This window comes from Streptomyces sp. NPDC042201, from assembly GCF_055582185.1.
This window is the reverse complement of sequence record NZ_JBVJDS010000004.1, coordinates 524,523-550,792: the sequence shown is the minus strand read 5'-3', so window position 1 is coordinate 550,792 and position 26,270 is coordinate 524,523. Positions and strand designations below refer to the sequence as shown.

The following is a 26,270-nucleotide window of genomic DNA, read 5'->3' as shown; positions in this document are numbered from 1 at the left end:
GGCCGTCACCGGCCGGGCCGTTCAAGGGGAGCAGCCGCGGGCTGCCCCGTTCCGTACCGTACGGAGCCCTCCGAGGCAGGTCCTGAGGAGGCCGGACCGTGCGCCGCCGAGTCCGCCGAGTCCGCCGAGTCCGCCGAGTCCGCCGAGTCCGCCGAGTCCGCCGAGTCCGCCGAGTCCGCCGGGTCCGCCGGGGCCGCGTCGGGCGCCGCGAAGACGGCGCGGTAGGCCGGGTTCCGCCACAGCTCCGAGTGCGGTCCCACCGCCCGTACCCGCCCCTCCTCCAGCCAGATCACCAGATCGGCCCGGACGGCGGAGGAGAGCCGGTGGGCGACGACCAGCCGGGTGCCCGCCCGGACGTCCTGGACGAGTGCGCGCTCCACCTGACGCTCGGTGACGGTGTCCAGGCTGGAGGTCGCGTCGTCGAGGATCAGCAGACGTCCGGCATGGGCGAAGGCCCGCGCCAGACCGAGCCGCTGGAGTTCGCCCCCGGACAGCGGCGCCTCGGCCGGCGGGGTGTCGTACCCCTGCGGCAGCAGCCGGACGAAGGCGTCGGCGCTCGCCGCCCGGGCCGCGGACCGTATCCGTGGTGTGGAGGCCCGCTCGGCGCCGCAGGAGAGGGCCTCGCCGATCGTGTCACCGAACAGCACGGGCCGTTCGAACGCGTACCCGACCTCGCGACGCAGCTGTCCGCGCTCGACGGCCTCCAGACGCACACCGTCGAGCAGGACACGTCCCTCGTCCGGATCGGTGAGCCGTCCGGCGACCGCGGCCAGCATGGACTTGCCGGCTCCCGAGCGCCCCACCACGGCGGCCGACGTGCCCCCGGGAATCTCCAGGTCCACGTCGGAGAGCAGGCGTTGACCGTCCCGTACGACCTGGACCCCGCGCAGTTCGAGCCTGCCGCGCCCGTCGGGCGGCAAGGACGCGTCGCCGTACGTCATGGCGGGCAGGTCCAGGAGCGCGGAGGTCCTGCGCGCCGCGGACCGGCTCCGGATCAGCGAGCCCAGCAGCCCGGCCACCGCGCCCACCCCGGCCGCCAGGGCCGCGTACCGCGAGGCGGCCAGCAGCTCGCCGACACTGATCCGGCCGGACGCCAGCCGCGCCCCGCCGACCGCCAGGACCCCGGTCGTCAGCAACGGCATCAGGACGCCGCTGCGGGCGACGGCGCTGCCGTGCACACTCCACATACGCCGGCCCTGTACGCCCAGTTCGGGCAGGGGAGCGAGGATACGGGCGCGCTCGTGCTCACTGGTGCCGGCGGCGGCGATCGTGCGCGCCCCGCCCAGCGCCTCGATGAGCCGGGACGCGATGTCCGACTGCACCCGCTGGTACCGCGCGACGCTGTCGGAGGAACCACGGGCGAAGGAGCGCAGCACCAGCACCAGAAGGGGCAGCCCGACAAGGAAGGCGAGGGCCGTCCACAGGTCGATGAGGAGCAGCGCGACGATCGCCCCGGCCGGCGCGAGAAGCGACGCCGCGAGGGCCGCGGCCGTCACCGGCGCGGTACCGGCCTCCGTCGCGTTCGCGGACAGGCGGGCCGCCACCTCACCGGGCGAGAAGCGGGCGCCGTGTTCCGGTGGCGCCGCGAGGAACCGGGCCAGGCCGCGGGTCCGCAGCCAGGCGGTCGACCGGGCGTTGGTCGTCCCGCTCAGCAGGGCCACGAGCGCGTCGAGGAGCACCTCCGCGGTGATCGCGACGGCACACAGGACGACCCAGAATCCGGCGCCGCGGTCCCGGTCGAGCAGCAGGTCCAGGGCGCGTCCGACGAGCGCCGGCAGGGCGAGGGCCGCGGCGGCCGAAGCGGCCGAGCAGACGAAGACCGCCGTCGTGCGGCCCGCGCTGTGCCGGGCCGCGCCCAGAAGAGGGCCGGGGCCGGTACGCGCGGAAGCGGGCGAGTCGCGTGCTCCGCGACGCTGACGCGGGAACACCATCGGGGCGGGGCCTCCTCCGGTTCAGGAGCCGGGCCGTGCGCGCGAGCCGGCGGTCAGGACTTCGGGCCACGGTCTCCCGGCGGCGCGAAGGTCCCGGGCGGCGGACCGCCCGGGACCTCGTTCACCGCGGCCGCTGCCTACCGGTGCGACCAGCGGGACACCACGTCAGCCGGGTGGGGCCTCAGTTACAGGTGGTGATGCTCAGGCTGCTGTCACCACAGAGCAGCAGGCTCGCGCGGCTTCCCGTGGCCACGTCGCCGGTGGCCTCTTCCTTCGGGGTCTCCATCGACTGCAGGTCGAGAAGGGTCATGATGTTTCCTCTCATTCATGGGGACGATGTGCTTGTTCACGGCTCCCGGAGGGAGCCGGCTCTAGGGCCGCCGGAGCGGCGGGAGGAACGGCAGCTGCGCCGGGCGGTCGTGCGAGGCCGCGGCGAGTGCCAGGAGACAACCGGCGGTGCCGGTCGCGAGATCCATGGAGAGCCGCATCATCTGCTCTCCGGGGAAGGCCAGTTGACCTCGGTACGCCATGGCGTGCCAGGCGAGGGCGTCCATCTGCCGCCGTACGTCGGCGACTTCGGTGCCGGGTCCTCCGGCCGTCGTACGGCTGAGGTACAGCACCATGCCCGCGGCGCCGCGGAAGAGCCCCGGCTGCGCGTAGAAGGTGGCCTGCGCCGCCTGGACGATCTCACCGCGCGCCTGCTCGAACGCGTCGTCAGCGCGGTGGGCGAGGTAGTCGTCGAGCACCATGCCGATGCCCACACTGCCCGCTCCCAGGTACGGCATGGTGCGCCATCCCTCGTTGACCTGGAGGGTTCCGCCGACGCCGTGCGTGCACCGGGCCAGATCGTGCCGCAGCGCCCGGGCCGCGAGATCGAGCAGGGCCGTGTCGTGGGTGCGCTCGTACAGCCGGATGAAGAGCAGGGCGACGCCCGAAGCGCCGTGCAGCAGCCCCGCGCGGGACATCCCGCCCTCGGCCGGCACCGAACGGGCCGCCAGGCTCGCGCAGCGGAGCGCCGCTTCGTGCAGCGCCGACTCGCCGGACGCGTCCGCGAGGGCGCTGAGCGCGAGACCGATTCCGGCAGCGCCGCTGTGCAGGTCGGGCGGGAGGTCGTCCCATGGCTGGGCCATCGTCAATTCGGCTAATTCGAGGGCGCCTTCAGGATGACCGAGCCGGTTCAGGGTCCAGGCCAGGCCGGCCAGGCCGTCGTAGAAGCCGAGCGGAGTGCCCGAGGCGGGCTGCTTGGTCCTCAGCAGCAGCCACTCCTCCGCCGGGACGCACCGGCCGGCTCCGCTCTCGGCCAGCGCGTACAGCACGCCGGCCGTCCCGTAGCCGAAGGACAGGCCGCCGCCCGCCGTGGCGAACTGGGCGATGTCACCGGGGAAGAAGCGGTCCTCGCGTTCCGGTGACGCCGAGGTGAGGATGGCGTTCACCATGGATTCCCGGCTGCGCGGCCAGTCGGCGGGCTCCGCCGGAAGGAAGGGCTCCGTGGCGGGACCGCTGGCCGGCGTCCGCGGCCGGCCGGTCGTCCCGCTGTCGACCGCGGGGTCGCGGAGGATCTCGGCCACGGCCTCGTCGAGAAAAGCGCGCTCGACCGGGAACTGCCGGGCCACCACCTCGGCCAGATGCGTGGCCTTGCCGCGATCGATGGCGAAAAGGCTGGTCAGCGGTATGAAGAGTGCCAGGCGCAGACAGGCGAGCGCATAGCGGTCCACATCGAAGCCGCGCCGGTCGGACGGGGCGACGAAGGCGGGACTGGCCACGGTCTGGCGCCCGTTGTCATCGACGTGCGCGGCCGCCTCGAAGTCGAGCAGGACGACCGACGACTCGTCCTCGGAGACCATGATGTTGAACAGGTGCAGATCGTTGAAGACCACCTTGCGGCTGTGCACCGCCTCGACGGCCTTTTCGACCAGCTGGTGGATCCGCAGGGCCCAGGCGGTGTACTTGGCGAGCCGCCCCGCGTCGGGGTCGGCGTCGATCAGCGGGTGCCGACGGGCGAAGAAGGTGTTCAGGGGCTTGCCCTCGATGTATTCGAGCACCAGGAAGTGGTGATCGCCCAGGACGAAGCTGTCCAGGACCTCGGGCGTGCAGGGGAGGCCCGACAGCCGCTCCAGAGCTTCCTGTTCACGCTTCAGGCGGGTCACGGCGTCGGCGCCGTCGGCGGCCAGCCCCGCGTGCGGCCGGGCCTCCTTCAGCACGACCTTCTCGCCGGTCCTGCTGTCCCGGCCGACGTACACGCCGCCGCCGTTGGAGAAGTGGAGCGCCTGCTCGATCGTGTACGGGATGTCGACGACGGTCGTGGCGTCCCGCGCGTCGAGGTGAGCCCGCAGAAAGTCAGGGGGTTCGACCCAGTCGGGTATCCGGAAGACCGGGCCCCGGAAATCCGGTACGAGCTTTCCTTCGGCGTTCGCGACCGCGGGGCGCAGTTCGCCGTCGGCGTCGTAGCAGTCGCGCTGGGTGAAGCTGCCGTAGCGAAGGTGGAGCGGTCCTTGGCCCCAGCGCAGATCACTCAGGATGTACGGCCCCGCTTCGCCCGTCAGCAGCGCGTCGAGTCCCTCGGCGACGCTGCGGCACTCCTCGTCGTCGGTCGGGTAGACGGTGATGAACTTCCCGCTGGCGCTGCGGTCCGCGTATTTCGCGTTGCGGGTGTGCAGCAGATATCTGCTCGGCACGAACTTGAACGCGACACCACGCGGAACGCAGTACTCGATGACCCGGCTCAGGATCGACTCGGCGTTGTCCAGGCACGCCGACACGTGGATCTTCCAGCCCTGGGCCGGCAGTGTGCTGTCGCGTGGGCGCCAGGCCAGCCAGTCCCCGGCGCGATGCCGCTGCCACCCGGCCGGTGCCGGGCGGGTGGCAGCCTCGTACAGGGCTTCACGGCCCGTGCCGCCGTCGGACGACAGCCGGTGCGGCGCGTCGTAGAAATGCCGGTCGACATCGCAGAAGACGGCGTACCCCTTGTTCACGCGCACTCCCTCGGTCGGCGACAGCGCCAACGGTGCCAGGCGCCGGAAACGCCAGACAGTCGCCGATGTCACCTGCTCGACGTGGACTACGCACGAGTAACAAGAGCGGAATACCCAGCGCGCCGCGGTCGGTCCGGTGCCGCGGCCGGTCTCCGGGTACAGAAGAGGTATGGCTATTGACCAGCGAGGACCGTCACTGCCGCAGGCGCGGGGAGTTCTCTCGGCCGCGGTGACCGGCTCTCTGCGATGCGGTACGGCGCTGCCCGACGAGAGCGCCGTGCGGCGGGCCGACCCGTACGGAGACGATCTCCAGCTCGCCCTGTACGTCTGCTACGAGTTGCACTACCGCGGTTTCGCGGGCGTCGACTCCTCGCGCGAGTGGGATCCGGATCTGCTGCGGGTACGGGCCGCGCTGGAGCGGCGGTTCCTCGACGCACTGCGCCGGGACGCCGCCCGCCATGACGATCCCGGTGAGGCCCTCGCGGAGCTTCTCGTGGAGCCGGTGCACGGAGCGGGCGTATCCCATTTCCTCCAGGACGAGGGACAGCTCTGGCAGGTGCGCGAGTACGCGGCCCACAGGTCGCTGTACCACCTGAAGGAGGCGGATCCGCATGCCTGGGTGCTGCCGCGGCTGTGGGGCCGGGCGAAGGCCGGCATGGCGGCGGTGGAGTTCGACGAGTGGGGCGGCGGCCGGGCGGAGCGGGTGCACGCGCGACTGTTCGCCGACCTGATGGCCGATCTGGACCTGGACACCACCTACGGGCACTACCTCGACGCCGGGTGCGCGGAAATGCTGGCCACGGTGAATCTCATGTCCCTGCTGGGGCTGCACCGGAGCCTGCGCGGAGCGCTGGTGGGGAACTTCGCCGCCGTCGAGGTCACCTCCTCGCCCGGCTCCAGGCGTCTCGCGCTGGCCATGAAACGGACCGGGGCGGGGCCCGCCGCCGAGTTCTTCTACAGCGAGCACGTCGAAGCCGACGCCGTCCACGAGCAGGTCGTGCGTCACGAGGTCATCGGCGGCCTGCTGGAGGAGGAACCGCAACTCGCGGGCGACATCGCCTTCGGTGTCGACGCCACGGGACACCTGGAGGACCGGCTTTCCGAGCGCCTCCTCCTGGCCTGGCGGGCCGGGGAGACATCACTGCGCGTGATCACCTGATTGGTCCTGGTCGCCACTTCTGCCAGGAAAAATAACGATCATCCCGGTAAATTCGGGTAGGTGGCGAAGGTGACTTGTATAGCACTGCCGGGTGTCTACGCCCCGCAAGACGACACGGCCCTGCTGGCCGAAGCCCTGCGCAACGAGACTCTGGCGCCGCGGGCCCAGGTTCTTGATGTCGGCACCGGCACCGGAGCGCTCGCCCTGGTCGCCGCACAGCTGGGCGCCCGGGTGACGGCCGTGGACATCTCCCGGCGATCGGTGCTGAGCGCCCGGCTCAACGCGCGGCTGGCCCGCCTCCCGATACGCGTACTGCGCGGAAACCTCCTGGCTCCCGTGGCGGGGCACGACTACGACGTGATCCTCTCCAACCCGCCCTATGTGCCCGCCCCCGCCGGCGCGCGTCCCGGCCACCGAGCGGCCCGGGCCTGGGACGCCGGACACAACGGCCGGCTCCTCCTCGACCGCATCTGCCAGGAGGCGCCCGCGCTGCTCCGCCCCGGCGGCGTACTGCTGATCGTGCACTCCGCGCTGTGCGGGGAGGAACCCACCCTGCGCCGGCTGCGGGCGGCCGGTCTGGACGCCATGGTCACCGAGCGCCGCTCGGTCGCTTTCGGCCCGGTCATGCGCGCCCGGCGGACCTGGCTGCACTCCCAGGGTCTGCTGGCGGCGGACCAGAACAAGGAAGAGCTGGTGGTCGTCCGTGCCCGACGCATCCCGTGAGCCACGGCGCATCACCGTCCAGCGCGACGGCCCGACGCTGGTGGAAGGCCCGGTCGAAGTCGTGCTGGAGGACGGCACCACCGTCACCTCCGACCGGTTCTGTGTCGCGCTGTGCACCTGCCGGCGCAGCCGCAGCTACCCCTGGTGCGACACCAGCCACCGCCGCCGCACCAACGAATAGCGGTCCCCGGCACGAGAGTGGGCCCCGGCGGACATCCGCCGGGGCCCACAGTCAGGGGGCGGGATCTAGGGAGTGATGCGGAAGGCGTCGATGATGCCGACCGAGGTGGACCGGTTGACGATCTTTATGGTGTGGGTGCCGCGGGTGAGCCCTGACTTCTCCCAGACGACCTGTTGGACCTGGCGTGCACCGGAGATCCTCAAGTCGACGGTGGCCTGGAAGGCGTTGTCCAGGTAGACGTCGACCGTTCCCATGTCCCCGTTGCGTTCGGAGAGGTACTGGATTCCGGTCCCGGTGAAGGTGTACTGCGCCGTCGCGCCCACCGTGTTGCTGTGATGGGTGTCGTCGTTGTAGTCGCCGTATCCCCGGGCGCTCGTGCTGTACCAGTTGCTGTCGTACGTCGCCGCGGTGTCGTTGACCATCGGGTTCGGCGACCGGCTGAGGCCGAGGGTGGAATTGGTGTCGCGCAAGGACTTCGCGTCCTGGTTGGCGGTCCCGGTGAGCCGTGTCGAGCTGTACGAGGTCAGCGGCTTGGCGGTGCGCTCGACCACGTACACCGTGTTGGCGGTGGTGTTGAGGGTGAACTCGGCGTCGCTGGTGGTCAGGACGGTCGCGTTGTCCGAGACCCGGCGGACCCGGAGCTGCTGGCCGCCCCACGGGTTCACGATCCGGGTGCTGTTGCCGTACTGGCTCTTCAGCCCGACATACTTGATCTCACCCGCCTCACGCTCCGAGCTGACCGTGAAGCCGCCCTTGGCGAGCAGGCTGAATTTGCCCACGAAGCTGGAATCCGCGGGCACGGCGGGGAAGACGCGGATCTTGTCGTTGTACGACTGGAGCAGCGACTCGTTCATCGCCGACAGATGCACGCCGAGATATTCGAAGACGCCGTTGGTGTTGTCCGTCAGGCCGTTCGGATAGGTCTGGTACTTGCGCAGCATGGTCTTCATGCCCTGGAACGTCTGGTCTCCGAGACCGAGCCGGGCCGCCTGGACCGCGTCGTTCGCCCATACGTTGCCGTAGGGGAACGGCCGGCTGTTCCAGGTGTTGATGGCCTTCTGCTGATCGGGGTATCCGATGCCGGTGACGTCGTACGGCCAGATGAGCTCGGCCGCGACGTTCTCGTTGTTGCGGGTCTGCGCTATCGGGGGCGTGTGCGGGAGATACGTGTTCGCGTCCGAGGGGTACGCGATCAGGTTGTCCACGATCCGCTGCCACTGCGGACGGAGATCGGCGTCCAGACCCAGTTGCTGTCCCACCTGGATGGCCAGCGGGAACAGGTTCCGCACGGCGGCCAGATCGGTGATGGCGTTGGGCACGTCCCAGTACGTCTCGTGCGAGTTGGACGTGGCCACGTAGTACTTGCCCGTGCCGCTGTTGAGCGACAGCTTCGCCTGGTAGAACTTGGCGACCTCGCGCATGAACGGATACGCCGTGGTGCGCAGGTAGTTGGTGTCGTTGGTGTAGCGGTACTGCAGATACATGTTGTACGCGGCTTCGGCGCCGGTCGACCAGATGTCCTGGGTGTACTCGCTGTTGACCGTGCCGCGGGCGTTTCCGTCCCAGCCCATGGTCTCCGGTACCCAGATGCCGTCCACGTTGTATCTCGTCCGGGTGTACGCCTTCAGCGCGTCGAAGTTCCGGCTGTACAGCCGGTTGAACCCGGACAGCAGATCGACGTGATTGGACGCCAGGAAGGAGTTGTAGACGTCCCGCTGGTTCCAGTACCAGTAGGAATTGCTCCACTTCGTCGCGTCCCCGGTGGCCCGGAACGCGCCGTTGATGAAGTGGAACGGATAGTTTCCGTAACCGCCCGCGGCGATCATGTAGGTGCTGAGGTAGTAGATGTTCTCCATGTAGTCCGCCTCACCGGACCCGTTGGAGTACTGCACGAACGACTTCTCCCAGAACCCGTGCCACCAGTTGCGGAAGCTGTTCAGGGTGTTCGTGTATCCCGTGCCCTTCACCGAGTTCAGCGCGTTCTTGGCCTGGGTCACGGAGTTGTGGCTCGGCGCGTTGAGCCGGCTGCTGGCGGTGAACCAGATCGTGTAGCTGGTGGACGGCGTGATCGTGAGCCGTACCTTGCGGCCGTCGACGACCTGCGCGGTGTACGGGGCTCCCTCCACGGTCGCCGCGAGGGTGTAGCCGAAGTTCTGCGGGTCGGCCTGGCCCCGGCTGAGACCGGCGCCGCCGGCGTCCGCGTAGGTGGACACGGTCTTCCAGGTATCGAGGTTGGGCACGTCCCCGCTGTTCCCCAGCGAGCTGACGTCCCACAGGCTCAGCTCCAGCGCGATGCTGGACACCCCGCCGCGGGTGTCCTCGACATGGACCCCCATGACCTCGGAGTTCGGTGAACCCATCACCGTGACGGTTCGGTTGTTGTCGTACTTGGTGGTGAGCGTCCCGTCGTACAGCGAGAGGCGCTGCTGGAACGTGGAGTATCCACTGTCCATCGCCGGTGTGGTGGCCAGGTTGAGCGACCCGGCGCCGAACGCGGTCTGCTGTGAGGTGTCGACCCCGGAGACCTGCATGGACAGGCCGTTGGCCTGCCATGCCATCGCGCCCATACGGCCGTTGCCGACCGTCAGGCCGTGCTGCGGGTTGGTGTTGGGGCGGTTGTAGACGATGTCGTGTTTGGACAGGTAGTTGGCGTAGTCCACATTCAACGCACCGCTCGCGGGGTTGAAGGCGGCGTCGGCCGGTGACGCGGACGCCGGTGAACCGGCGAGGGCGCCCATCGAGCAGACGGCGGCAAGGACGAAGACGAGGAGCCGGGTTGCTTTCATCGTGTGTCACTCCCACGAGCGGCGAGGGGGGTGCGAGGACGCGACAGCGCGGACCACCGGGCTGGACCGGCGGTCAGTGAAGCAGCGAGGTGACATGTTCGTAACAGGCAGTGAACATCGGAGGTTTCGGGCCGTCAAGTAGCGGCGCAGAAGAATTCTCGCTCCGGTTTCCTGTATTGATCGGATCTTCTGCCGACGGCACCCCAACTGCCCCCGAGGGGGCCACCGCTGAGTGCGTCCGCGCCCAACCTCTGTCCGACTGTGACCGTTTGGTGGCTGAATGCCGCGCTCGACGGGCAACACAAGGTCAAATTCTGGTTTCTGATCTGTTCGAACTTGACCGATCAATGTCACTCTCTGGACGGCTCACCGCGCGTAGATGTCGCGGTGAGTCTGTTTGTGGCACTCGCACAGCTCAGCACCATCGCACGGCAGCCCCCCCAAGGCGGCCGCTTCCCCACACAGGACCGCTCTCACCGGCGGTCCGGCACTCTTGGAGACTGAGTGAGACTCGTAGCTTCCGCCCCCCGCAAGAACTCCGTCCGTCTCGCGGCCCTGGTCGCCTCCGCCGCCATGGTGGTCGTCGGTGTCCAGACCGGCACGGCCAGCGCTCAGCCCGACACCGCCCGGGAGGGTGGCGCCACGGCCCTGGCCCTCACCCCCGGCCAGCGCGTCGAGGCCATCCAGTCCGCCCAGGCGGACACCACGAGCGAGGCCAAGGCCCTCGGGCTCGGTGCGCAGGAGAAGCTCGTCGTCCGGGACGTCATCAAGGACGCGGACGGCACCGTACACACCCGCTACGAGCGGACCTACGCGGGACTGCCGGTCCTCGGCGGCGACCTCGTCGTCCACGCGACCCCGGCAGGCAAGCGCAGCCTCACCAAGGCCACCACGGCCCGGATATCGGTGGCCACCACGGACGCCGCCGTCGCGTCGTCGGCCGCCAAGTCGACCGCGCTGAAGGCCGCTTCGGCGGAGAAGACCACCGAGGCGGCGGCCGGCACCGCGCCCCGCAAGGTGATCTGGGCGGCCGACGGCAAGCCCGTGCTGGCCTGGGAGACCGTCGTCAAGGGCGTGCAGCCCGACGGCACGCCGAGCGAGCTGCACGTCGTCACCGACGCCGCCACCGGCAAGCAGCTGTTCACGGACGAGGCCATCGAGACCGGCACCGGCACCGGCGACTACAACGGCACGGTGACGCTCGGCACCACGAAGAGCGGCAGCACGTACAACCTCACCGACGGCGGCCGCGGCAGCCACAAGACGTACGACCTGAACCAGCGCACCTCGGGCACCGGCACGCTCTTCACCGACGCCGACGACGTCTGGGGCGGCGGCCGCCAGAGCGCGGGTGTCGACGCGCACTACGGCGCCGCGGAGACCTGGGACTTCTACAAGAACGTGCTGGGCCGCAACGGCATCAAGAACAACGGTGTCGCGTCCTACTCGCGCGTCCACTACGGCAACAGCTACGTGAACGCGTTCTGGGACGACAGCTGCTTCTGCATGACGTACGGCGACGGCTCGGGCAACGCCAACCCGCTCACCTCGCTGGACGTGGCCGCGCACGAGATGACCCACGGCGTCACCTCCGCCACCGCCAACCTGACCTACAGCGGTGAGTCCGGTGGGCTCAACGAGGCGACCTCCGACATCTTCGCCACCGCGGTCGAGTTCTACTCCGCCACCGCCAGCGACCCGGGCGACTACCTCATCGGCGAGGAGATCGACATCAACGGCGACGGGTCGCCGCTGCGCTACCAGGACAAGCCGAGCAAGGACGGCGGCTCGAAGGACTACTGGTCGTCCACCCTGGGCAACCTCGACGTCCACTACTCCTCCGGCCCCGCCAACCACTTCTTCTACCTGCTGTCCGAGGGCAGCGGCGCGAAGACCATCAACGGCGTGAGCTACAACAGCCCGACCTACACCGGCGCCGCGGTCACCGGCATCGGCCGGGACAAGGCCACGAAGATCTGGTACAAGGCGCTCACCACGTACATGACGTCCTCCACCAACTACGCGAAGGCGCGCACCGCGACGCTGAGCGCGGCGGGCTCCCTGTACGGCACCACCAGCGCCGAGTACAAGGCGGTCGGCGCCGCCTGGACCGCCATCAACGTGAAGTGACCCCCAGGGGTCCGGTGTAACGGACAGCCCCGGGCACGGGTCCGCCGCGTTCCTCGCGCGCGGCCCGTGCCCTCGGCGCGTCCGGCGCGATAGACCGGTCGGCGCCCTCCGGATGAGGGATCGGGGCGCACGAACTAGGGTCCGATTCATGGCTCCTGTGGCTCCGCAGCCCGCGAACGAGCCGGAACCCGGCCGGGGCGGCCCTTCCGGCGGTACCGGCGCGGCCGACGGCACCGGGGGCGCGGAGCCTGACCCGCGGCGCTGGAAGGCACTGGCGGTCTGTCTGGTCGCGGGGTTCATGACGCTTCTGGACGTCTCCATCGTCAATGTCGCGCTGCCGTCCATCCGGGCGGGCCTCAAGGCACCGGAATCCGATCTTCAGTGGGTGGTGTCCGGTTACGCGCTCGCGTTCGGCCTCTTCCTGATCCCCGCGGGGCGGCTGGGCGACGCCCGGGGCCGGCGCGCGGTGTTCATGGTGGGGCTGGCCCTCTTCACTCTGTCCTCCGCGGCCTGCGGAGCCGCCCTGTCCAGCCAGTGGCTGGTGATCGCCCGGCTGGTGCAGGGACTCGCGGGCGGCATGGTCTCGCCACAGATCTCCGCCCTGATCCAGCAGATGTTCTCCGGCCGTGAGCGGGGCCGGGCGTTCGGCATGTTCGGCACGGTCGTCGGGATCTCGACCGCCGTCGGCCCTCTGCTGGGCGGTCTGCTGATCCAGGTGGCCGGCGCGCGGGAAGGGTGGCGCTGGGTGTTCTACGTCAATCTGCCGCTGGGCATCGTCTGCCTGCTGCTGGCCCGGCGGCTGCTGCCGGACACCCCGGCGGCCGGCCACGTCCGGATCCGCGACCTCGACCCCTTCGGTGTCCTGCTGCTCGGCACCGGAGTGCTGGCCCTGCTGCTGCCCTTCGTCCAGGCGCAGCAGTGGCACAGCGATGAGAGATATCTGCTGCTGGTGGTCGCCGTGGCGCTGCTGGCCGGCTTCGTGAAGTGGGAGTCCCGGTGCCGGAAGGGCCGTACGCAGCCGGTCCTGAACATGTCCCTCTTCCGCATCCGCTCCTTCTGGCTGGGCTGTCTGATGATCCTGCTGTACTTCGCCGGGTTCACGTCGGTCTTCTTCATCAGCACGCTCTATCTGCAGAGCGGGGTGCACTACACCGCGCTGGAAGCTGGTCTGGCCATCACGCCCTTCGCGCTGGGCTCCGCCGTCGCCGCCGGGATCGGCGGCCGGCTGGTCAGCCGCTTCGGCCGGCCGCTGGTCGCCGTCGGACTCGCCATGGTGACGGTCGGGCTGGCCGCCACCACCTTCGCCGTGCACCTGGTACCGGGACGCGGCGTGGGATGGGCCATGGCGGCGCCGCTGCTCGTGGCGGGCCTGGGCAGCGGCCTGGTCATCTCCCCGAACCAGACACTGACCCTCGCGCGGGTACCGGTGCCCTCCGCCGGCAGCGCGGGCGGCACGCTCCAGACCGGGCAGCGGGTGGGGTCCGCGATCGGTATCGCCGCCGCGGGGTCGGTCTTCTTCGCCCAGGTGACGCCCGACGGCTGGACCACGGCGTACGACCATGGACTGGTGGTGGCCGTGGCGTTCGTGATGGCCTCGCTGCTCGTCGCGCTTGCCGATGTGGCCGAGGGGCACTGGGAGAAGAAGCGCGCGGCACGGGCGACGCCCGGACAGCACGCCGAGCGTCAGCACGCCGAGCATCCGCAGGAAGGAGACCCGCCATGACCGGGACCACCGAGGGCAACAAGGGATACGGGCACAAGCCCTTCAAGCGGTCCAGGAGCCACTTCGCGGACCGCGTCACGGCCGACGGCAGGGACGGCTGGCCGGTCGAGGCGGGCCGCTACCGGCTGGTGGTCAGCCGCGCCTGCCCGTGGGCGAGCCGCGCGCTCGTCGTGCGCAGGCTGCTGGGCCTGGAGGACGCGCTCTCGCTCGCCGTCACCGACCCGATCCAGGACGACCGCAGCTGGCGCTTCACGCTGGACCCGGACGACCGCGACCCCGTACTCGGCATCCGCTTCCTCGGCGAGGCGTACGACGCGCGGGAGAAGGACTACCCCGGGGGTGTCAGCGTGCCCGCCGTCGTCGACGTAGCCAGCGGAAAGCTGGTCACCAACGACTTCCAGCAGATCACGCTGGATCTCGAGACCGAGTGGACGGCGCTGCACCGCCCTGGGGCGCCCGATCTCTATCCCGAGCGGCTGCGCGCGGAGATCGACGAGGTCATGGACGGCATCTACCGCGACGTCAACAACGGGGTGTACCGGGCCGGCTTCGCGACACGGCAGAGCGACTACGAAGACGCCTACCACGATGTGTTCCGGCGGCTGGACCTGGTGTCCGAGCGGCTGGCGGACCGCCGCTATCTGGTGGGGGACACCATCACGGAGGCGGACATCCGGCTGTTCACCACACTGGTGCGCTTCGACGCCGTTTACCACGGCCATTTCAAGTGCAATCGGTCAAAGCTGACCGAGGACCGAGTGTTGTGGGGCTACATCAGGGATCTGTACCAGACGCCCGGCTTCGGTGACACGGTGGACTTCGACCACATCAAGCGGCACTACTACCGGGTGCACACCGGTATCAACCCGACCGGCATCGTCCCCCTCGGCCCCGACCTGTCCTCCTGGCTGTCCCCGCACCACCGCGAGGAGCTGGGCGGACGGCCGTTCGGGGACGGCACACCGCCGGGCCCGGTGCCGCCGGGAGAGGAAGTCCCGCCGGCGGGACGTCCCTAGGTCCTGTCCGGGGGCCGGCGCAGTACGTACAGTCCTACGCACGCCGTGAGCACCACCACGCAGACCGTGAACGTCAGCCCGGCGCCCCGCAGGCCCAGCCAGAGGGTCAGCGCGCCGACGCCGACGACCGGCAACGAGATCCCCGTATAGGCGACGACGAAGAGGGCCGAGATCGTGCCGCCCCGGTGCTCGGGCGGAGCCGCGCCGCCGACCGCGGTGATCGCGGCGCGGAAGGCCAGGCCCTGGCCGAGCCCGCCGAGGAGCGCGCCCGCGACGAGCAGCGGCAGCGACTCCACCGCCAGCGAGGCGCCCACCAGCACCAGACCGACCGTCAGTACCAGACAGCCGGCCGGCAGCGCCCTGCGTACCCCCAGCCGCCCCATCAGCGACTGCCCGACGGTGGAAGCGAGGAAGACCGAGAAGACGATCGCACCCGAGACGGCCAGGTTGCTCACCTGGAGGGTCTGGGCGACGAAGGTCGGCGCCACCGCGGTGAACAGACCCAGGAGCGCGAAGCCGGCGAACGCGGCGAGCGCCGCCGGCGCGAACACACCACGGACCTCCGGCGGCACCACCAGCCCCTGGGGCCGCAGCCGCGGCCGGCGCTTCGGATTCCTGACGGTCTCCGGCAGGAACCAGGTCAGTACGGACGCCACCGCCAGCAGAGCGAGATGCACGAGAAACGGCAGGCGCAGCGGCCATGGCGCGTACTGGGCGAGCAGTCCGGCCAGCAGGGGGCCGCAGCCGAGGCCGCCCATGTTCGCCGCTGTCGCGGCGAGCCCGGCGCGCGCCTCGTGCCCCGGTGCGGCCAGCTCCATCACGGTGGCCGTGGCGGCGCCGCTGAGCAGTCCGGCGGCGAAGCCCGACAGCAGCCGGCCGGCGAACAGCAGCGGGAGTCCGCCCTCGAACAGGAAGCACAGGGCACTGGCCGCGGACAGCCCCAGGGCACAGAGCAGCACCGGCCGGCGGCCCACCTCGTCGGAGAGGTCGCCCGCCAGGAGTAGCGCGGCGATCACACCCACGGCGTAGACGGCGAACACCACTGTCACCGTCAGTTCGGAGAAGCCCAGCTGCTCGCGGTAGAGCCCGTACAGCGGGGTGGGCAGGGTCGTGCCCGCCATGCCGATGGCGAACACCGCCGCGGCCACCGGATAGCCGAGGCGCCGGCGCCCGCCCTTGTCAACGATCATGCGCGCCACAGTACGAGCGGTCCGGCACCGGCCCCGGGTCCGAAACGAACGGTGTCAGCTGTCCGGGGTGAGGTCGTCGGGCAGAGTGACCGCCGGTTGGGGGACTTCGCCGAAGTCCTCGTCCGCGCTGTCGATACGGAGGCGGTTGATGACCGCTTCCAGGGGGGCCGGCAGGGTGGGGTGGCGGCCGTGGCGGCACTGGCTGAGGAGATCGTGCCTCACCGTCTCGGGCAGCAGGGAGGACAGCGTCGCCGGTGTCCTGGGGCGTCCTGACCGAGGCAGCCGGCGGGACTGGGCGCGCCAGTGGGCGGCGTCCTGGAACTCGGCTCTCCGCTGGTGGGCGAGGAAGAGGCAGAAGGCCGCCGTCCGGTTGCCGCCGCCGGCGGCGAACTGCCACCAGAACTGCGCCGCGTCCTGGTGGCCGGTCAGATGCAGGAGGGCGGCGAAGACGACGGCGCCCTCGGGGTCGATCCGGTCGTGGTCGACCAGACGGGTGAGGCCGGCCGCCGCCTCGGGGGCGTTCAGGATCAGGGCCACCGCGAGGTTCAGGTCGTGGGCGGCCTGTTCGTGGGCGGAGGGATGGTGTCGGGGCACGGCCGCCGCGCCCCCGGGGCAGGCCGCGCCGTCCCTGGTCCGCCGGGCGGTGACACGCCGGCGCGCGGCCTCGCTGTCGTAGTCGTCATAGGTGTCGGCGAGGACTTCCGCGTCGTCCAGCAGCGCGTCGATGGGGGCGGGTTCGTCGGTGCGGGCCACGGTCTACTCTTCCGTCCCGGTTTCCCGTACGCCGAGTTGCCTGGCCAGCCGCCTTCTGGCGTGCCGTACATGGGAGCGGACGGTGGCGACCTCTATGCCCAGGTATTCGGCGACGTCCTGGTCAGGGACCTGTAGGACGTAGCGCAGGACGACGGCGTCGTACTGCCGCTCGGGCAGCCGGGCGATGGCCCCGTACAGGCCGATCTCGCCCTGCAGAACGGCGAATTGATCACTTATCTCGGATAAGAGGAGCTTGCGTATCGCGGCGTGGAAGGCGGCGGTGTCCACCAGGACCGGCTGCGCGTCGTGCTCGTTCAGCCAGCGCGCCACCTCCTCCTTCAGGACCGCCCAGGCGTAGCGGGGTACCGATTCCTGGACCAGGACATGGGGCCAGTGGTCCAGCAGCCGGGCGCAGGTGGCGTCCACCACCGTCTCGGCGGCGGCGCGGCTGCCGACCTGCGTGTGGGCGTACCGCAGCCACAGTGTGTGGTGGTGCGAGTCGAAGGCGTCGAAGGTCAACGCGAGCCGCCGCAGGGGCCGGTCGGCGGAGCGCCGCACGCCCCGGTCGTCGACGCCCCGGGCGCCGTTGGTGGCACGGACCATCAGATGCCGCTCCCCTCGGTCGCGCACCGGGGCACCCCCCGGGGCGCTTTGCTCATAGTCATCATATGATTACACCGCTCGTTACCGGAGTTGCGGGGGTGTCTCGTACGGTTGTCCGCAGGCGGTGGCGGGCAGACACGGACCGATATCCGGCAACGAGGACGGGGACCGCACGGTGGGGGACAACGGCACGGTGGATCTGGAACTGGACCGGGCGCACTCGGCGCGTATGTACGACTACTACCTGGGCGGGACCACCAACTTCCCCGCCGACCGCGAGGCCGCGGGGCGGGCCATGGCCGCCTTCCCCTCCATTCTGGCCACCGCGCGCGTCAACCGGCGCTTCATGCACCGCTCCGTCCGCTTCCTCGCCCGCGAGGGCATGGACCAGTTCCTCGACATCGGGACCGGCATCCCCACCTCCCCGAACCTCCATGAGGTCGCCCAGGGGGAAGTGCCGCACGCGCGCGTCGTCTACACCGACAACGACCCGATCGTGCTGGCCCACGCCCGCGCGCTGCTCCACAGTGACCCCGCGGGCCGCACCGCGTACGTCCACGCCGATGTCACCGATCCCAAAGCGCTGTTGGACATCGAGGAGATACGCGGCACGCTCGACTTCACGCGGCCGATCGCCCTCAGCCTCAACGCGCTGCTGCACTTCGTGACCGACGACCACGGCGCCCATGACATCGTCGAACACCTCAAGGACGCGCTGCCGTCGGGCAGTACCCTCGCCATCGCTCATGTCACGACGGAGTTCGACCCCGAGGGCATCGCCCGGCTCACGGCCGCGTACCGCGCCGCGGGTACGCCCGGACAGGCACGTACCCGCGAGGAGATCGCCCGCTTCTTCACCGGCTGGCAGCTGTTCGACCCCGGGATCACCGCCTCGCACCAGTGGCGCCCCGACCCCGGTGACGGCAGCGAGAACGTCACCGACAAGGAAGCGGCCTGCTACGTCGGCATCGCGCGCAAACCCTGACCGGCCGGTGAGCCGGCGGCGGGGCCGACCAGTTCCGCCAGGACGTCTTCCATGGTGACGAAACCGATGACGGTGCCCTTGTCGCCGGTGACGGCCGCGAGGTGGGTACCGGCGGCCCGCATGGCGGTCATGGTGTCGTCGAGCGGGGTGTCGATCTCGACCCGGACCATCGTGTGCAGCGCGCCGCGGGGGAAGGGCTGGGTGCGCTCGGCGGCGCCGAGCGCGTCCTTGATGTGCAGATAGCCCAGGATGGTGTCGTCGGGGCCGGTGACCGGCAGCCGGGAGAATCCGGAGGAGGAGGCCGTACGCTCCAGCTGCTGCGGGGTGATCAGATGGTCGACGGTCACCGTCCGGTTGAGCGCGACCATCACCTCGCCCGCCGGGCGGGTGCCCAGCTCCAGGGCGTCACGCAGCCGCTCGCCGTCCGCCGGGTCGAGCAGTCCCGCCTCGCTGGAGTCCTTGACCAGACGGGCCAGTTCGTCATCCGTGAAGACCGAGGCCACCTCGCCCTTGGGCTCCACCTTGAGCAGGCGCAGCAGGGCGTTGGCGAACGCGTTGATCCCGAAGATCACCGGACGCAGCGCGCGGGTGAGGGCCACCAGCGGCGGACCGAGCAGCAGCGCGGTCGGCGCCGGCGCGGCCAGCGCGATGTTCTTCGGCACCATCTCACCGACCAGCATGTGCAGATACGTCGCCAGGGTCAGCGCGATGACGAACGCGATCGGATGGATCAGGGCCTCGGGCACCCCGGCCGCTTCGAACGGCGGCTCCAGGAGGTGGGCTATCGCCGGCTCGGCGACGGCGCCCAGCACCAGCGAGGAGATGGTGATGCCGAGCTGGGCGGTGGCCATAGCGGCGGACAGGTGCTGCAGGCCCCACAGGGTGCTCTTCGCCCGTCGGCTGCCCTTGATCGCCTGCGGCTCGATCTGGCTGCGCCGTACGGAGATGAGAGCGAACTCGGCGCCGACGAAGAACGCGTTGGTGAGGAGAGTGAGCGCGCCGATGGCGAGCTGCAGGGCGGTCATCGGACGTCCTCCACGAACTGTGCGGCCGGGGCGGGCCCGGTGATCCTGACCCGGTCGGCTCGGTGGTGCTCGATGCGCAGGACGGCGAACTGCCAGCCCTCTATCTCCAGCGTGTCGGTCAGCACCGGCAGCCGTTCAAGCCGCGTCGCGAGCAGCCCGGCGAGGGTCTCGTAGGGGCCTTCCGGCGCGCTGAGACCGATCTCTTCGAGCTGGTCGAGCCGGACGCTGCCGTCCGCCTCCCAGACGCGGCGGCCGTCCGCGGACGGCTTGCCGGGGGCCAGGCCGGGGGTCTCGTCCGGGTCGTGTTCGTCGCGTACCTCTCCGACGACCTCCTCGACGATGTCCTCCACGGTGGCGACGCCGGCGGTGCCCCCGTACTCGTCGATGACCACGGCCATCGTCCGCGCCTCGCGCAGCCGCCGCAGCAGCCGGTCCACCGGGAGGGAGTCGGGGACGAGCAGCGGGCCGGTGGCCAGTTCGGTGACGAGGGTGTGGTCGCGCCTGGTCTCGTCCAGGGCGAGGACATCACGGATATGGACCGTGCCGATCACCTCGTCCAGGCTGTCGCGGTAGACGGGGAAGCGCGACAGGCCGGTGGCCAGGGTCAGGTTGGCGGCGTCCGTGGCGGTGGCGTGCGCCTCCAGGGCCCGGACGTCCACGCGGGGGGTCATGACGTTCTCCGCGGTCAGCTCGGCGAGATGCAGGGTCCGTACGAACAGCTCGGCGGAGTCCGCCTCGATGGCGCCCTCCCGGGCCGAGTGCCGCACCAGGGCGACCAGCTCCTCGGGGCTGCGGGCGGAGGCCAGCTCTTCGGCGGGCTCCAGGCCGAACCGCCGTACGAGACGGTTGGCGGTGTTGTTGAGATGGCGGATCAGCGGGGCGAACGCGGCGGTGAAGCCGCGCTGCGGACCCGCGACGACCTTGGCGACCGCGAGCGGGCTGGAGATCGCCCAGTTCTTCGGGACCAGCTCGCCGATCACCATCAGCACCACGGTGGACAGGGAGACACCGAGCAGGGTGGCGACGGTGGGCACCGCCCCGTGCGGCAGGCCGACGGCTTCCAGCGGCCCGCGCAGCAGCACGGCCAGGGAGGGCTCGGCGAGCATGCCGATCACCAGCGAGGTCACGGTGATGCCCAGCTGGGCGCCGGAGAGCTGGAAGGTCAGCCGCTTGGCCGCCTCCAGCGCGCCGGCGGCGCCGCGCTCGCCCGCGGCGGCGGCCCGTTCGAGCTCGCCGCGCTCGATGGTGGTCAAGGAGAACTCGGCCGCGACGAACACCGCACAAGCGAGGGTGAGTGCGAGGGCGAGGAGCAGCAGAAGTACTTCGGTCACCGTGTCACCTCCGCCCCATGGATCGAGGGGTCGGGAATGGCACGGCTCGTACTGGGAGGCTCACCCATTGCGGGACCGCAGCTCCTTCTCGGATAGGTGGTCGGGACGGGGGGCACCCCGTCCGCCAATAGTAAAGGAATCGCAAAGCAGTGCAATGCGGTGGCTGGTGTCGGCCACCGCCCGCGTCGTCGGATGTCGGCCGATCACATCAGATGATTTCGGATAGTGTCAGGCAGTATGCGGTGTCATCTGAGGGCATGGAAATCCGCCCCCACGGTCAGCGTCACCACGCCCGGCGCGGATTCCGCGTCCTGCCGCGCCCCGACGCCCGGCAGCCGGGAGGCGAGTACCCGGGCCTGCGCCGCCAGGCCCTGCGGATACGCGACGGTGGTCCGGTCCGCGGCCACGGGCGCGTTGCCGACGCCCGCGATGGTGAATCCCACCGTGCGCAGCGTGTCCGCGACCTTCGCCGCCTGCCCCGGGGTGCCGGTGCCGTTCAGGACCTGGACGCGCACCGTGTGCGCGTGAACCGGGTTCCTGGAGGCGGCCTCCAGCTGCTTCTTGTCCACTTCCTGGTCCTTCGCCAGGGCGGCGAACAGGCCGGCGGCCTGCGGGTACTGCCAGAGGACATTGGCCTTGTCGGCCGGCACATCGGCCTCGCGCGGGTAATTCGGCACGGTCAGGAATGTCAGACGGTCGCCGGGGATGCCCTTGACCTCGGAGGCGAGGCCGGAGAGGGGCTTGATCCCCGCCAGCGCCCTGTCGGTGGTCAGTGATCCGGTGGCCGAGTCCAGGAACCGGTACAGCGCGTTCGGGCTGGTCAGCTTCTGCTGGGCCTTGGCGGCCAGGGCCTCCATGAACTCCTGCTGCCGGCCGATCCGCCCCAGATCGGAACTGTCTCCCAGGCTGTAGCGCGTACGGACATAGCCCAGGGCCTGCTCGCCCCGCACCGTCCGGCAGCCGGCGGCCAGGTCGAGGTGGGCCTTCTTGTCGTGTATCGGCGCCCCGGGGCAGACCTCGATACCGTCGAGCGCGTCGACCATGCCCTTGAAGCCCTGGAAGTCGACCGACATGAAGTGGTCGATACGCAGCCCGGTGTTCCGCTCCACCGTCTTGATGGTGCAGGCGGCGGCGCCGGCGACCTCGCCGCCCGTACCGCCGAGGGCGAACGCTTCGTTGATCTTGAAGTGGTGCGGGGCGGATGAGCTGCCGTCTCCGCGGTCGCAGACCGGGATGCTCACCCAGGAGTCACGGGGGAGCGAGACCACCGTGGCCCATTTCCGGTCGGCGGCCACGTGCAGGATCATCAGCGTGTCCGACTGCATGGTGGTCAGATCCTTGCCGTACTTCGCGTTGGCGCCTTTCCGTGAGTCGGAGCCCACGACGAGGATGTTCTTGGAACCCGGACTCATGTTGACCGGCCGTCCGCCGCCGATCTTGTTGTCGACGTCCGCGGAGTGGATGTTGCCGTTGAGGTCCTGGTAGACCCAGGCCGCCGCACCCGCCACGGCGAGGAGCGCGACGGCCAGCACGCCGCCGGACCACACGACTGTCCGGCCGCGCCGGGTCAGCCTTGTCCGGCCGGTTCCGCGGCCGATGGGACGACCTCTGCGTGGGGTGCTTCCGCGCCGCCCCCTGGATTCCGTGTCCACGCTGATCCTCCGTGCCCCGTTCCCGGCCCGCCCAACCACCGGACACGCCGGGCGTCGCCGCGCGACGCGCTCGACTCTACTGGCTCCCAGCTAACTTCTACAGTGTTGTAGATTTACGGCCCTCGGACAACCAACCAGCTCAGGAGAGTCACGTGGCCCTGTGGGACCGCATCAAGGATTCCGCTTCGTCGATGCAGACGCAGCTCAACGCCAAGAAGAACGACCTCAAGAGCGGCGCCTTCCGTGACGCCAGCATGGCCATGTGCGCCCTGGTCGCCGCCGCCGACGGCTCCATCGACCCGTCCGAGCGCCAGCGCGTCGCCTCGCTGATCATGACCAACGAGGTGCTCCAGAACTTCCCCGCCGATGACCTGCAGGTGCGGTTCAACGACTACTGCCAGAAGCTGACGGCCGATTTCGACTTCGGCAAGGTCGGCATCCTGCAGACCATCGGCAAGGTCGCCAAGAAGCCCACCGAGGCCCGCGCGGTCATCCAGATCGGCATCGTCATCGGCGGAGCCGACGGCGACTTCGACGAGACGGAGCGCGCGGTCGTCCGCGAGGCCTGCTTCGCCGTCGGCATCGCGCCGAGCGAGTTCGACCTCTGACGGTCAGGAACCGGGCGTGCCGCCTTCCCCGCGGCACGCCCTTCTTGTCCTCAGCCGGGCCGTGGCCCCGCCGCGCGACGGCCCCAGGCCGTGCCCGCCAGGACGAGTACCGCGCCCAGCGCACCGGCGGGCCCCAGGTGTTCGCCGCCGATCACGATGCCCGCCGTGGCCGCCCACAGCGGCTCGGTGCCGAGCAGCAGACCGACCCGGGACGGTGAGGTGCGGCGTACCGCCCACATCTGTACGAAAAAGGCGACGAGGGTGCAGAAGACGGCGAGGAAGAGCAGCGTCGCCCAGGCGCGCGGACCGAAGCCGGCGGCCACGGCCCAGGGCGCGGAGCCGGTGCCGGGCAGTGTGGCCAGTACCGCGAACACCGCCACCGCGCCGCCGAGTTGGACGGTCGTCAGCGACAGCGAGTCGGCGCCGCGCAGCGCCTTGATCCGGGCCATGGCCAGCACATGGACGGTACGGGCGAGCGCGGCCAGCAGCATCAGCAGATCGCCCGCCGAGGGAGCGGTGAATCCGCCGCTCTGCGTCAGCAGCACCACCCCGGAGACACTCAGCCCCGCGGCCGCGACAAAGGCCCCGGGCGGCCGTGTCCTGGTGATCACGGCCTCCGCGAGCGGCGTGAAGATCATGGTGAGGCTGATGATGAGCCCGGCATTGGTCGCCGACGTGTGCACAACCCCGTACGTCTCCAGCAGGAAGATCCCGCCCAGTACGAGCCCGAGCAGCCCGGCGCCGCACCACTGGGCCGCGTCCAGCGCCCTCAGTCTCCGCCACCCGGCGACGGCCAGCACGGGAAGGACCACCGCGAAGCGCAGCACGAGAACGGCGACGACGGTGTGGCCGGTGGTGATGTCCTTCGCGGCGAGATAGCTGGCCCCCCAGAACACGGCGACCAGCAGGACCGGCAGATCGGTGAGCCAGGCCCGGCGCGGTACGAGGGCAGGCGCGGGTGCGGCGATCGACGACATCGGGGACCGGGTCTCCAGCGGGCGGGGTGGTGCGGAGACTTCGACGGCTCGCACGAGGGACAGTCACTTTAGCCGGGCGCCTCGCCTTGCCCGCCGGGCCGGCCGGTCCCCGGCGCCTCCACGGCCCTGTCGATCGCCTCCTGCAGGCGCCGGTGGGTGCGGTGTTCGTGGACGAGGCGGCCCACGAGCGCGCCGCCGTAGACGACGAAGCCGACGCCGACGAGCCAGGACTGAATGACCAGAACCGTTCCGAACGGGCCGTAGGTGACGGCGTTCGAGGCGATCAGAGGGGAGAAGACAAGGCGGGAGAAGACCCTCAGGCCGAGCAGGCCCACGGCGGTCACCACGGCGCCGGGCAGCAGCGCTCGCCAGCGGACCCGCCCGGCGAGGAGCACGCGCTGCGACCACCAGAAGAACAGGAACGTACCGATCACATCGCCCACGGTGCTGAGCACCGTCGTGACGGCTGACGCGGAGGTGACGGGTGTATTGACGAAGGCCAGGAGGAAGGCGACGAGTACCGCGAGCCACAGGACATGCCGCCATATGGTGTGCCAGCGCGCCGTCGGCAGTTCCCAGACCCTCTCGTACCCCGTCTGTACGGCGGATCCGAACGTCAGCCCGAACACGGCGAGCGCGGCGAGGCCGAACGCCGTCGTGCGCTGCAACGCCTGCCCCGGTCTGCCGAACAGCTGCTGGAGCTCTCCCTGCGACGACGCCGACACCCCCAGCCCCTGCCCCAGCCAGCGGGCGAACCCCGTGCCGCTCGCCGGGTCGGCCGCGGCGACGAGGATCAGCAGGGGCACCAGGGTCAGGAAGCCGAGGGCGGCGAAGCTCATGGCCCGATGCATCAGCTCCATCTCACGGCCGCGGTTCCAGGCGAGCACGGCAGAAGAAGTGGTCATCCTGCGGTACAGGTTCTGGAACCGGTGCCGGTCCTCCGGCGCACCGAAACGCTTTCGGGTCATAGGTCGTCTACTACCCCGAAGGGCGCCCGCCTCCGGGCGGGGCCCCCGGATGGGTGCCGGTCGTCGGTGGGGGGATCCCGCCCCTGGCCATACGGCCGGTCAGTCGCGCGCGTGGCCCACGTCCTCCAGTGACCAGGCACGTTCGGCCCGCAGCGGCCCGCCGCGGGCCAGCAGACTTCCGTGATCGACGGCGAGCGGCGCGAGCTGCGAGGCGTAGCAGAGCACCGCCGCCCGTTTGTCCGCCCACTGTGCGTCGGAGAGGGTCAGGTCGTACGCGACCCGGGTCCGGTAGCGGCCCGCGAGGTCCCGGTAGGCCGGCCCGTAGTCCAGGCTCCCGGCGAGTCCCGCCTCCGTGCCGGGGGTGCCCCACTCCGGCAGATGCCCGGTGTAGGGCAGGTCGGCGTAGACAAGGGGGAGTGGCCTGCCGAGCGTGTTGAGGAGGTGCAGGGCGCGGTCGCGGACCTTCGCGTGATCGGGCTGGTTGGTGCCCAGGGGGATCAGCAGACAGGTCTCAGGAGCGAGGCCCGCGAGGTACGTGCCGATGTCGTCGGGCACCTCCCCGTCCCCGTACGGACCGTCCGGATGTCCCAGGACGACGCTCTCGACACCGAGCAGCGCGCAGGCCCGCGCGTCCTCCGCCAGCCGCGCGAGATACGCCTCGCCCGGCGAGGAGAAGCCGCAGGTGCTGTCCCACCAGGAGACGTCGTGCCCGGGGGAGGGCGCACCGCCGTGGACGGTCACGACAGTGACCGGGGAGGGCAGCCCGGGGATCAGCCCCGCGAGCGACAGCGCGGCGTCGTCGAAGTGCGGGGAGAGGATCACGGTGGCGGGCGGGGGCGGTGTCATACGGTCGTACTCCTGTCGGTCGCGGGCCGAAGCCGTGGCGCGTCGGTGAATCGCACATCGCGGAACGCGGCGTTCCATTGGGCGTCGTCGCCCTGCCACCGCCCGGGGGCGGCCGCCACGGTGCCCCAGCGGATCCCGGGGCCGAGGGTGTGGCCGTCCCCCGGCGGGGTGCGGCGCAGCCAGAGCAGATCGAAGCGGTGGCCCGGGTGCGCCGTCGCGAGGACCAGGCGCAGCCGGCGCAGATCAGCCGCGGTGACCTCGTCGAAGGCGTCGTGGTGGACGTACAGCACCCGCGCGGATGACTGGGCGAGGGCGCGCCAGCGCCCGGCCAGTGCCTGGAACTTGGCGCGCACATCGGGGAGTTGCCGGTCGATGTCCCGCTGTCCGAGGGTGCTGCCCGCGGCGGGGCGGAAGTCGTGGAAGAACCGGATGTCGGAACCGCGGTCCAGCGCGCACAGACCGTCGCTGAACGGCTCGACCATGCCGGGCCGCAGCACGTCGGCGAAGTCGCCGGCGATCGTCTCCACGACCGACTCGAAGTCGAGGTCGAGCCAGTCGAAGAAGTGTGCGCGGTCGTCGCCGGTGATCCGCCGGATCTGGTGGGTGGACTCGCAGTGGTAGCCCAGCCCGACGCAGCTGTCGTACATGTCTGTTCTCCTGGGCGGGTCAGGAACAGGAAAGGGGCAGGAATGGGTCAGGAACGGCTCAGGA

At 70.5% G+C, this 26,270-nt stretch carries 22 protein-coding genes; 8 read left to right on the top strand and 14 right to left on the bottom strand.

Going from position 1 to position 26,270, the window contains the following annotated elements:
- Positions 1–5 precede the first annotated feature (5 nt).
- The 3 genes from ACZ6MZ_RS12815 to lanKC form a co-directional block, all read right to left on the bottom strand.
- The gene (locus ACZ6MZ_RS12815) at positions 6–1,931 is read right to left on the bottom strand and encodes an ATP-binding cassette domain-containing protein (RefSeq protein ID WP_469351578.1); all 1,926 of its coding nucleotides are present in this window, start codon (positions 1,929–1,931) and stop codon (positions 6–8) included.
- A gap of 181 nt (positions 1,932–2,112) precedes the next feature.
- On the bottom strand, positions 2,113–2,241 hold the full coding sequence (gene ramS / locus ACZ6MZ_RS12810) for a mycelium formation morphogenetic lantipeptide SapB (RefSeq protein ID WP_384186777.1): 129 nt from the start codon (positions 2,239–2,241) through the stop codon (positions 2,113–2,115).
- A 61-nt stretch (positions 2,242–2,302) separates the two neighbouring features.
- The gene (gene lanKC / locus ACZ6MZ_RS12805; RefSeq protein ID WP_469351576.1) at positions 2,303–4,903 is read right to left on the bottom strand and encodes a class III lanthionine synthetase LanKC; all 2,601 of its coding nucleotides are present in this window, start codon (positions 4,901–4,903) and stop codon (positions 2,303–2,305) included.
- Positions 4,904–5,072: 169 nt separating this feature from the next.
- Between lanKC and ACZ6MZ_RS12800 the strand changes: the two genes are divergently transcribed.
- The 3 genes from ACZ6MZ_RS12800 to ACZ6MZ_RS12790 all read left to right on the top strand — a co-directional run bounded on the left by ACZ6MZ_RS12800 (position 5,073) and on the right by ACZ6MZ_RS12790 (position 6,966).
- Positions 5,073–6,062 (top strand): iron-containing redox enzyme family protein, encoded by a 990-nt coding sequence (locus ACZ6MZ_RS12800; protein ID WP_469351574.1) that lies wholly within the window; start codon positions 5,073–5,075, stop codon positions 6,060–6,062.
- Between the two features lie 69 nt (positions 6,063–6,131).
- Positions 6,132–6,785: a HemK2/MTQ2 family protein methyltransferase gene (locus tag ACZ6MZ_RS12795; protein WP_469351571.1), complete on the top strand. Its 654-nt coding sequence runs from the start codon at positions 6,132–6,134 to the stop codon at positions 6,783–6,785.
- Positions 6,766–6,966: a CDGSH iron-sulfur domain-containing protein gene (locus tag ACZ6MZ_RS12790; RefSeq protein ID WP_469351569.1), complete on the top strand. Its 201-nt coding sequence runs from the start codon at positions 6,766–6,768 to the stop codon at positions 6,964–6,966. The genes ACZ6MZ_RS12795 and ACZ6MZ_RS12790 overlap by 20 nt, the downstream gene beginning before the upstream one ends.
- 65 nt (positions 6,967–7,031) lie before the next feature.
- Here ACZ6MZ_RS12790 and ACZ6MZ_RS12785 read toward each other — a convergent pair whose 3' ends face one another.
- Entirely contained in the window at positions 7,032–9,752 is a 2,721-nt protein-coding gene (locus ACZ6MZ_RS12785; protein ID WP_469351567.1) for a glycosyl hydrolase family 95 catalytic domain-containing protein, read from the bottom strand.
- 504 nt (positions 9,753–10,256) lie between these two features.
- On the opposite strand from ACZ6MZ_RS12785, the gene ACZ6MZ_RS12780 reads away from it, so the two are divergent.
- The 3 genes from ACZ6MZ_RS12780 (at position 10,257) to ACZ6MZ_RS12770 (ending at position 14,621) form a co-directional block, all read left to right on the top strand.
- Positions 10,257–11,882 carry a M4 family metallopeptidase gene (locus tag ACZ6MZ_RS12780; protein WP_469351565.1) on the top strand — a complete coding sequence of 542 codons (1,626 nt, stop codon included), beginning with the start codon at positions 10,257–10,259 and terminating at the stop codon, positions 11,880–11,882.
- Positions 11,883–12,030: 148 nt separating this feature from the next.
- On the top strand, positions 12,031–13,605 hold the full coding sequence (locus ACZ6MZ_RS12775; RefSeq protein WP_389786679.1) for an MFS transporter: 1,575 nt from the start codon (positions 12,031–12,033) through the stop codon (positions 13,603–13,605).
- Entirely contained in the window at positions 13,602–14,621 is a 1,020-nt protein-coding gene (locus ACZ6MZ_RS12770; protein WP_469351563.1) for a glutathione S-transferase family protein, read from the top strand. Before ACZ6MZ_RS12775 ends, ACZ6MZ_RS12770 begins: the two co-directional genes overlap by 4 nt.
- Here ACZ6MZ_RS12770 and ACZ6MZ_RS12765 read toward each other — a convergent pair.
- Genes ACZ6MZ_RS12765 through ACZ6MZ_RS12755 form a run of 3 tightly spaced genes read right to left on the bottom strand, consistent with a single transcriptional unit; the run spans position 14,618 to position 17,194 of the window.
- Positions 14,618–15,811 carry an MFS transporter gene (locus tag ACZ6MZ_RS12765; RefSeq protein WP_389786682.1) on the bottom strand — a complete coding sequence of 398 codons (1,194 nt, stop codon included), beginning with the start codon at positions 15,809–15,811 and terminating at the stop codon, positions 14,618–14,620. The two genes, ACZ6MZ_RS12770 and ACZ6MZ_RS12765, sit on opposite strands and share 4 nt — an antisense overlap.
- A 54-nt stretch (positions 15,812–15,865) precedes the next feature.
- A complete protein-coding gene (locus ACZ6MZ_RS12760; protein WP_469351561.1) occupies positions 15,866–16,564 on the bottom strand; it encodes a hypothetical protein in 699 nt (232 codons plus the stop codon).
- A gap of 3 nt (positions 16,565–16,567) precedes the next feature.
- Positions 16,568–17,194: an RNA polymerase sigma factor gene (locus ACZ6MZ_RS12755; protein ID WP_469351560.1), complete on the bottom strand. Its 627-nt coding sequence runs from the start codon at positions 17,192–17,194 to the stop codon at positions 16,568–16,570.
- A gap of 202 nt (positions 17,195–17,396) precedes the next feature.
- Between ACZ6MZ_RS12755 and ACZ6MZ_RS12750 the strand changes: the two genes are divergently transcribed.
- Complete coding sequence (locus ACZ6MZ_RS12750; protein ID WP_469351794.1) at positions 17,397–18,152, top strand: SAM-dependent methyltransferase; 756 nt, start codon at positions 17,397–17,399, stop codon at positions 18,150–18,152.
- On the opposite strand, the gene ACZ6MZ_RS12745 is transcribed toward ACZ6MZ_RS12750, so the two are convergent.
- The 3 genes from ACZ6MZ_RS12745 to ACZ6MZ_RS12735 form a co-directional block, all read right to left on the bottom strand.
- Positions 18,125–19,177, bottom strand: coding sequence for a hemolysin family protein (locus ACZ6MZ_RS12745; RefSeq protein ID WP_469351557.1), 1,053 nt, complete (start codon positions 19,175–19,177; stop codon positions 18,125–18,127). The two genes, ACZ6MZ_RS12750 and ACZ6MZ_RS12745, sit on opposite strands and share 28 nt — an antisense overlap.
- Positions 19,174–20,508, bottom strand: coding sequence for a hemolysin family protein (locus ACZ6MZ_RS12740; protein ID WP_389786691.1), 1,335 nt, complete (start codon positions 20,506–20,508; stop codon positions 19,174–19,176). The genes ACZ6MZ_RS12745 and ACZ6MZ_RS12740 overlap by 4 nt, the downstream gene beginning before the upstream one ends.
- Before the next feature lie 245 nt (positions 20,509–20,753).
- Positions 20,754–22,106 carry an LCP family protein gene (locus tag ACZ6MZ_RS12735; protein ID WP_469351792.1) on the bottom strand — a complete coding sequence of 451 codons (1,353 nt, stop codon included), beginning with the start codon at positions 22,104–22,106 and terminating at the stop codon, positions 20,754–20,756.
- Positions 22,107–22,312: 206 nt separating this feature from the next.
- On the opposite strand from ACZ6MZ_RS12735, the gene ACZ6MZ_RS12730 reads away from it, so the two are divergent.
- Entirely contained in the window at positions 22,313–22,768 is a 456-nt protein-coding gene (locus tag ACZ6MZ_RS12730) for a tellurite resistance TerB family protein (RefSeq protein WP_469351555.1), read from the top strand.
- 50 nt (positions 22,769–22,818) lie between these two features.
- Here ACZ6MZ_RS12730 and ACZ6MZ_RS12725 read toward each other — a convergent pair whose 3' ends face one another.
- The 4 genes from ACZ6MZ_RS12725 to ACZ6MZ_RS12710 form a co-directional block, all read right to left on the bottom strand.
- Positions 22,819–23,745: a DMT family transporter gene (locus tag ACZ6MZ_RS12725; RefSeq protein ID WP_469351790.1), complete on the bottom strand. Its 927-nt coding sequence runs from the start codon at positions 23,743–23,745 to the stop codon at positions 22,819–22,821.
- 68 nt (positions 23,746–23,813) lie between these two features.
- Positions 23,814–24,713, bottom strand: coding sequence for a YihY/virulence factor BrkB family protein (locus ACZ6MZ_RS12720; RefSeq protein WP_469351553.1), 900 nt, complete (start codon positions 24,711–24,713; stop codon positions 23,814–23,816).
- A 99-nt stretch (positions 24,714–24,812) separates the two neighbouring features.
- On the bottom strand, positions 24,813–25,559 hold the full coding sequence (locus ACZ6MZ_RS12715; RefSeq protein ID WP_469351551.1) for a PIG-L deacetylase family protein: 747 nt from the start codon (positions 25,557–25,559) through the stop codon (positions 24,813–24,815).
- Positions 25,556–26,206 carry a DUF1796 family putative cysteine peptidase gene (locus ACZ6MZ_RS12710; RefSeq protein ID WP_469351549.1) on the bottom strand — a complete coding sequence of 217 codons (651 nt, stop codon included), beginning with the start codon at positions 26,204–26,206 and terminating at the stop codon, positions 25,556–25,558. The genes ACZ6MZ_RS12715 and ACZ6MZ_RS12710 overlap by 4 nt, the downstream gene beginning before the upstream one ends.
- Positions 26,207–26,270 lie beyond the last annotated feature (64 nt).